General features: G+C 73.5%; 5 protein-coding genes. 2 read left to right on the plus strand and 3 right to left on the minus strand.

The annotated features are described in order from the left end of the window. Positions 1–54: 54 nt before the first annotated feature. Positions 55–672 carry an MFS transporter gene (locus tag ACFVX9_RS20190; RefSeq protein ID WP_387982808.1) on the minus strand — a complete coding sequence of 206 codons (618 nt, stop codon included), beginning with the start codon at positions 670–672 and terminating at the stop codon, positions 55–57. A 114-nt stretch (positions 673–786) separates the two neighbouring features. After that, on the minus strand, positions 787–1,368 hold the full coding sequence (locus ACFVX9_RS20195) for a TetR/AcrR family transcriptional regulator (protein ID WP_380379030.1): 582 nt from the start codon (positions 1,366–1,368) through the stop codon (positions 787–789). 151 nt (positions 1,369–1,519) lie between these two features. Between ACFVX9_RS20195 and ACFVX9_RS20200 the strand changes: the two genes are divergently transcribed. After that, a complete protein-coding gene (locus ACFVX9_RS20200) occupies positions 1,520–2,005 on the plus strand; it encodes a DoxX family protein (protein WP_387982811.1) in 486 nt (161 codons plus the stop codon). 128 nt (positions 2,006–2,133) lie between these two features. Here ACFVX9_RS20200 and ACFVX9_RS20205 read toward each other — a convergent pair whose 3' ends face one another. Then, positions 2,134–3,618 (minus strand): SulP family inorganic anion transporter, encoded by a 1,485-nt coding sequence (locus tag ACFVX9_RS20205; protein WP_387982861.1) that lies wholly within the window; start codon positions 3,616–3,618, stop codon positions 2,134–2,136. Between the two features lie 806 nt (positions 3,619–4,424). Here ACFVX9_RS20205 and gcl point away from each other — a divergent pair. Next, entirely contained in the window at positions 4,425–6,206 is a 1,782-nt protein-coding gene (gene gcl / locus ACFVX9_RS20210; RefSeq protein ID WP_380379027.1) for a glyoxylate carboligase, read from the plus strand. Positions 6,207–6,313: the final 107 nt, after the last annotated feature.

Raw genomic sequence — 6,313 nt, forward strand, 5'->3', positions numbered from 1 at the left:
GGCAGCGAGGAAAGCGCTTTGCACCATCATGTCGTCGGGCAGTGCCAGGGTTGGCTAAGGGGTGGGGGCGGTGTGGGTGGGCGGGTCGGCGGGCGGTCGACCGGCCGGGTCGGCGAGCGGCAGCGAGCCGGAGCGGGCCAGGCCGACGAGGGCGACCAGGACGGGCACCGCGAACAGCCAGCGCCAGGAGACCCAGGCGGCGACGGCGCCGGAGAACAGGTTGCCCGCCGTGGCGCCGAGCACCGAGAGGCCGCCCCAGGCGGCCATCGCCCGCCGGTAGTCGGCGGGTTCGGGCCGCAGCACCCGGACCACGGCGACCGCCGCCGGGGCGGCCAGGGCCGCGCCGACGCCCTGGGCGAAGCGGCTCGCCAGCAGGACGGGGTAGCCGGGCGCGAGGGCGCAGGCGATCGAGGCGGCGCCGAGCAGGGCCAGGCCCACCCGCAGCAGCCTGCGGCCGCCGTGGCGGTCGGTCAGCCGCCCGCCGAGGAGCAGCAGGGCGCTGAAGGAGAGTCCGTAGGCGGCGCTCAGCAGCAGCACGCCGGACGGGCCGAGCCCGAACTCCCGGGCCACCAGGGGCAGCGGCACGGACAGGATCATGATCGTGAAGATCAGCGTGGCCTGCACGCCGCCGAGCAGCGCGAAGCCGGGCCGGTCGGCCGTGGCGACACTCATGGAACCCCCTCCCCAAAATGACCGTTCGGTCCAGTATCGAGACAGCAAGAGGCTACCTCCACCGTCGCCCCACCGCCGCCCCACGATTCGTCAGTCGATCCGCAAGTCGATCCGTCAGTCGAGCAGCACCAGCGCCTGCTCGGCGGCGTCCCGCACCCGGGACGCGCCGTCGGCCGTCTTCCCCATCACCCGCATGCCCTGCATCAACACCATCAGCATCCGGGCCAGCGCCCGGGGTTCCCGCCCGGCGGGCAGCTCCCCCCGCGCCTCGGCACGCACCAGGGCGGCGGTCAGCACCGTCTCCAGGTGGGCGAGGCTGGCTCCCACCTGGCGGGCCGCCGAGGGATCGTGCGGGGCGAGCTCGACGGCGGTGTTGGTGACGAAGCAGCCGCGCTCCCGGCCGTCCCCGGCCGACTCCGCCGCGAACCGGCGGACCAGCGCGCGGACGGCCGGCAGCACCGGGCCGGGCTGGGAGAGCTCGGCCAGCAGCACCGGGTCGGCCTGCTCGCCGTACCGCTCCAGCGCCCGCAGGAACAGTTCGTGCTTGCTGCCGAAGGTGGCGTAGATGCTCGCCCGGGCGATCCCGAGCTCCTCGACCAGATCGGCCATCGAGGTGGCCTCGTAGCCGCGCCGCCAGAACAGCTCAAGGGCCGACTGGAGCACCGCGTCCGGGTCGAATTCCTTCGTTCGCGCCATGGGTGAACGCTAACCCTTTCCAGAACGATCGGTCAAGATCCTCCCCGAAGGTCGCACACGTGGGATCTGACGGAGCATTGCCAAGTGGACTAGACCAAGGCTACCCTTACCGCCCCGTACCTCCTCCTCCCCCCACAGGAGGCCTTTCCCCATGCCCGCGAACCTTCCCACCTCTCCCCAGCAGGCGGCCGAGGCCGCCCGCCCGCTCGTCCTGACGGCCTTCCGGGTCGTCGTCGGACTGCTCTTCGCCTGCCACGGCGCCGCCTCGCTCTTCGGCGTCCTCGGTGACACCAAGGGCGGCGGCACCGTCCCGCTCGGCCAGTGGCCCGGCTGGTGGGCCGCACTGATCCAACTGGCCGGCGGCGCCCTGGTGCTGCTCGGCATCGGCACCCGGACCGCCGCCCTGCTCTGCTCCGGCTCGATGGCGTACGCCTACTTCACCGTCCACCAGGAGCACTCCCTGCTGCCGCTGCAGAACGGTGGCGAACCCTCCGTCATGTTCTGCTGGGCCTTCCTCGCCATCGCGGTGCTCGGCTCCGGCCCGTACGCCCTGGACCGGCTGCTGACCCGGCGCACCACGGCCGAGCCGGCCGCCCAGCCCGCCCCGGCCGGGGCACACCCGGGGCCGACCGGCTGAGCGCCCCCGGCCCGGCGGACGGCTGAGAACCGGGCCGCCGGACGGCTCGACGGACGGCACGACGGACTGACTGTGCGGGGTCAGTCCGTCGACGGCCCCGTCGTGGCCCGGGCCGCGCCCGCCCGGCCTCACACCACGGTCGGCAGCGGCGGTTCGACCGCGAGCGGAGCGGTGGAGCGGGCCCGGTGCTGGGCGGCCCACGCGGTGAGGGCCACCGTGCAGGCGTGGTCCAGGTGGCGCAGCCCGGACCAGTCGAGTTCCACCGGCCGGTCGGCCGGCAGCCGTTCCAGGGCGTCCAGCAGCCGGGGCAGCCGCAGGAAGGTCGCGTTGCCGCTGAGCCGGACGCGCTGCAGGGCCTCGCCGGACGGCAGGACCAGTTCCTCCAGGCCGATCTGCAGGTGCGAGGTCTGCCAGGCGGACTTGGCCACGGCCAGGCCGATGCCGATCAGCACACCCTCGAACAGGTCGGTGGCGATGATGGCGCCCGCGGTCACCGCGAGCACCAGCGCCTCGCCCCGGTGGCCGCGGCAGAGCGCGGCGATCCGCCGCAGCGGGACGAGCTTGGCGCCGGCGTGGACCAGGACGGCGGCCAGCGCGGTGAGCGGGACGAGCCCGAGCACGCCGGGCAGCAGCGCGGTGAACAGCAGCAGCCAGAGCCCGTGCAGAGTGCGCGAGGCCTTGGTCCGCGCCCCCGCCTGGACGTTGGCCGCACTGCGGACGATCACCGCGGTCATCGGAAGGGCGCCGAGCAGCCCGCAGACGGTGTTGCCGATGCCCTGGGAGGTCAGCTCGCGGTCGTAGTCGGTGCGCCGGCCGTGGTGCATCCGGTCGACGGCGGCGGCGCTGAACAGCGTCTCGGCGGAGGCGATCAGGGTGAAGGCGACGACCGTACCGAGGCCGGCGGTGCCCGCCACCGCGCCGAGCGCGGCACGGTCGGGCAGGTGGACGACGTCGAGCAGGCCGGACACCCGGACCCTCGCCACCGGCAGGTCGACGGCGGCCGTGACGGCGGCGGCCAGCCCGACCGCGGCCAGCGGCGCGGGGACGCCGCGGGCGACGCGCCCGGGCAGGTACTTCCAGCCGACCAGCACGAGCAAGGTGGCCAGTCCCAGGGCGACCGCGCTCGGGTTGGCCACGCCGGTGACCACGTCCGTCAGCAGGTCGGGCAGTCCGGCGATCTTCTCCGGTCCGGTGGCCGGGGCGCGGCGGTCGGCGAGCGCGTACAGCTGGCCGAACAGCAGGGTCAGCCCGATGCCGGCCAGCATGCCGTGCACCACCGAGGCGGACATCGCCCGGAACCAGCGGCCGAGCCGGAGCGCTCCCATCGCGATCTGGAGCAGCCCGGTGCCGAGGACGAGCAGGCCGAGGGCGGTGACGCCGAAGCGCTGGACGGCCTCGTAGACCAGGACGGTCAGCCCGGCGGCCGGGCCGCTGACCTGGAGGCTGCTGCCGGGCAGGACGCCGACGAGCAGGCCGCCGACGATGCCGGTGACCAGACCCAGCTCGGCGGGGACGCCGGAGGCGACCGCCACCCCGACACACAGCGGCAGGGCGACCAGGAACACCACCAGCGAGGCGGGCAGGTCGTAGCGCCAGGGGACGGCGCGCAGCACGGCGAGCGGGGGTCGGCGGCGGCCCGGCGGGGCGGCCTTGCCGGGGTGGCCCGGCGGGGCCTTGCGGCGGCGGGGCGTTCGGCTCACCCGGTCACCACCGGGGGGCGGGCAGGGAGACAGCGCATGGCGGCGTTCCTTTCGCGCGCCCGCCTCTGCGGGCACGCCGTCGCAGGGGGGTGAGGAAGTCGCAGGGGGGTGAGCAGGTCGCCGGGTGGGGTGAGGAGGGAGAAGGGAGGTGGACCACACGGGGGCGACAGCGGTACGGCCGCAGGTCCGGGCGGACCGGACGGCGGCGGCGGGTGTCGGGTCGGTGCGGCCAGGGGGTGCGTCCCTCGCTCGGGTGCGGCGGACCGGGCACGCTGGTCCTGGACGGGACCGGCCGCCGGAGCTCCCCCGCTCCCGGACCGTCCCGAATCCCCCTTGCCGCGGCCTCAGTTGGACATCACGGGCCCGGCGTGCCACCGACGGTACCCAGGGGTGCGGGGTGGGCCGACCTCGGGCACCGTCCCTTCACCCGCACTGCACACCGGCCGCGCTTTCCGCCGCGGAACGGCCGGTTCCCTGGGTACACCAGCGCGATCGGCGCCCACCTGTACGAACCCGACCCCGCCTCCCCGCCCCCGGACGCCCGCAGCGACCTGCGGTTTCACCCCCCGGGCCGGCTTCCACATTCTGTTGAACCTCCCCTTGACGCCCCGCCGAGCCCAGCCGTACCGTATTTCCACATACAGAAACCGTTCTTCCGTATGGTGGAATTCTGGAGATGAGCCCTCCGACCCACTGCGGGCCGACGCAGGAGAGACCCGATGCCTCGTATGACAGCCGCCCGCGCGGCCGTGGAGATCCTCAAGCTCGAAGGCGTTGAGGTCGCGTTCGGCGTGCCGGGCGCAGCCATCAACCCCTTCTACGCCGCGCTCAAGGCCTCCGGCGGGATCAGGCACACGCTGGCCCGGCACGTCGAGGGCGCCTCCCACATGGCCGAGGGCTACACCCGCGCCAAAGCCGGCAACATCGGCGTCTGCATCGGCACCTCGGGCCCGGCCGGCACCGACATGATCACCGGCCTGTACTCGGCGATCGCCGACTCCGTCCCGATCCTGTGCATCACCGGCCAGGCCCCCGTCGCCCGCCTGCACAAGGAGGACTTCCAGGCCGTCGACATCGCCTCGATCGCCAAGCCCGTCACCAAGGCCGCCACCACCGTGCTGGAGGCCGCACAGGTCCCCGGCGTGTTCCAGCAGGCCTTCCACCTGATGCGCTCCGGCCGTCCGGGCCCGGTCCTGATCGACCTGCCGATCGACGTCCAGCTGACCGAGATCGACTTCGACCCCGAGGCCTACCAGCCGCTCCCCGTCTACAAGCCGGCCGCCAACCGGATCCAGATCGAGAAGGCCCTCGCGCTGCTCCAGGCGTCCGAGCGCCCGCTGATCGTCGCCGGCGGCGGCGTCATCAACGCCGACGCCGCCGAACTGCTGCGGGAGTTCGCCGAGCTGACCGGCGTCCCCGTGGTCCCGACCCTGATGGGCTGGGGCATCGTCCCCGACGACCACGAGCTGAACGCCGGCATGGTCGGCCTGCAGACCTCGCACCGCTACGGGAACGAGAACTTCCTCGCCTCCGACTTCGTCCTGGGCATCGGCAACCGCTGGGCCAACCGCCACACCGGCGGCCTGGACGTCTACACCGCGGGCCGCACCTTCGTCCACGTCGACGTCGAGCCCACCCAGATCGGCAGGATCTTCGCCCCCGACCTCGGCATCGCCTCCGACGCCAAGGCCGCACTGGAGCTCTTCCTCCAGGTCGCCCAGGAGCTCAAGGCCGCCGGGCGGCTCAAGGACCGCAGCGCGTGGGCCGCCGCCACCCAGGACCGCAAGGCCCGGCTCCAGCGCCGCACCCACTTCGACGACGTGCCGCTCAAGCCGCAGCGCGTCTACGAGGAGATGAACAAGGCGTTCGGCCCGGACACCCGCTACGTCACCACCATCGGCCTCTCCCAGATCGCCGGCGCGCAGCTGCTGCACGTCTACCGGCCGCGGCACTGGATCAACTGCGGCCAGGCCGGCCCGCTCGGCTGGACCATCCCGGCCGCGCTCGGCGTCGCCACCGCCGACCCCGAGGGCCAGGTCGTCGCGCTCTCCGGCGACTACGACTTCCAGTTCATGGTCGAGGAGCTGGCCGTCGGCGCCCAGCACCGCATCCCGTACGTCCACGTGCTCGTGAACAACGCGTACCTGGGCCTGATCCGCCAGGCGCAGCGCACCTTCGACATCGACTTCCAGGTCAAGCTGGAGTTCGAGAACATCAACGCGCCGGAGCTGGGCGTCTACGGCGTGGACCACGTCCGGGTCGCCGAGGGCCTGGGCTGCAAGGCGATCCGGGTCACCGAGCCCGAGGGCCTGCTGCCGGCCTTCGAGGAGGCCAAGAAGCTGGCCGCCGAGTTCCGCGTCCCGGTCGTCGTCGAGGCGATCCTGGAGCGGGTCACCAACATCTCGATGGCCGCCGCCGACATCGACAAGGTCAACGAGTGGGAGGAGATCGCCACCCTCCCCGAACACGCGCCGACCGCCGTCAAGCCACTGGCGCTCTGAGCCCGCCGTGGGGGAAGCGGGGGAGGGGGGGGGGTGTGTCCTCCCCCAATGGGCCCAAGGGGGGGAGGGGGAAAAACAGAAAAAAACCGCACCCCACACCCCCGCGC

The organism is Kitasatospora sp. NPDC058243 (genome assembly GCF_042882025.1).
GTDB lineage: Bacteria > Actinomycetota > Actinomycetes > Streptomycetales > Streptomycetaceae > Kitasatospora.

What these genes read in the sequence shown, in the direction of transcription:
- ACFVX9_RS20190 (WP_387982808.1), bottom strand. Translation starts at nt 672, where the DNA reads ATGAGTGTCGCCACGGCCGACCGGCCCGGCTTCGCGCTGCTCGGCGGC.
- ACFVX9_RS20195 (WP_380379030.1), bottom strand. Translation starts at nt 1,368, where the DNA reads ATGGCGCGAACGAAGGAATTCGACCCGGACGCGGTGCTCCAGTCGGCC.
- ACFVX9_RS20200 (WP_387982811.1), top strand. Translation starts at nt 1,520, where the DNA reads ATGCCCGCGAACCTTCCCACCTCTCCCCAGCAGGCGGCCGAGGCCGCC.
- gcl (WP_380379027.1), top strand. Translation starts at nt 4,425, where the DNA reads ATGCCTCGTATGACAGCCGCCCGCGCGGCCGTGGAGATCCTCAAGCTC.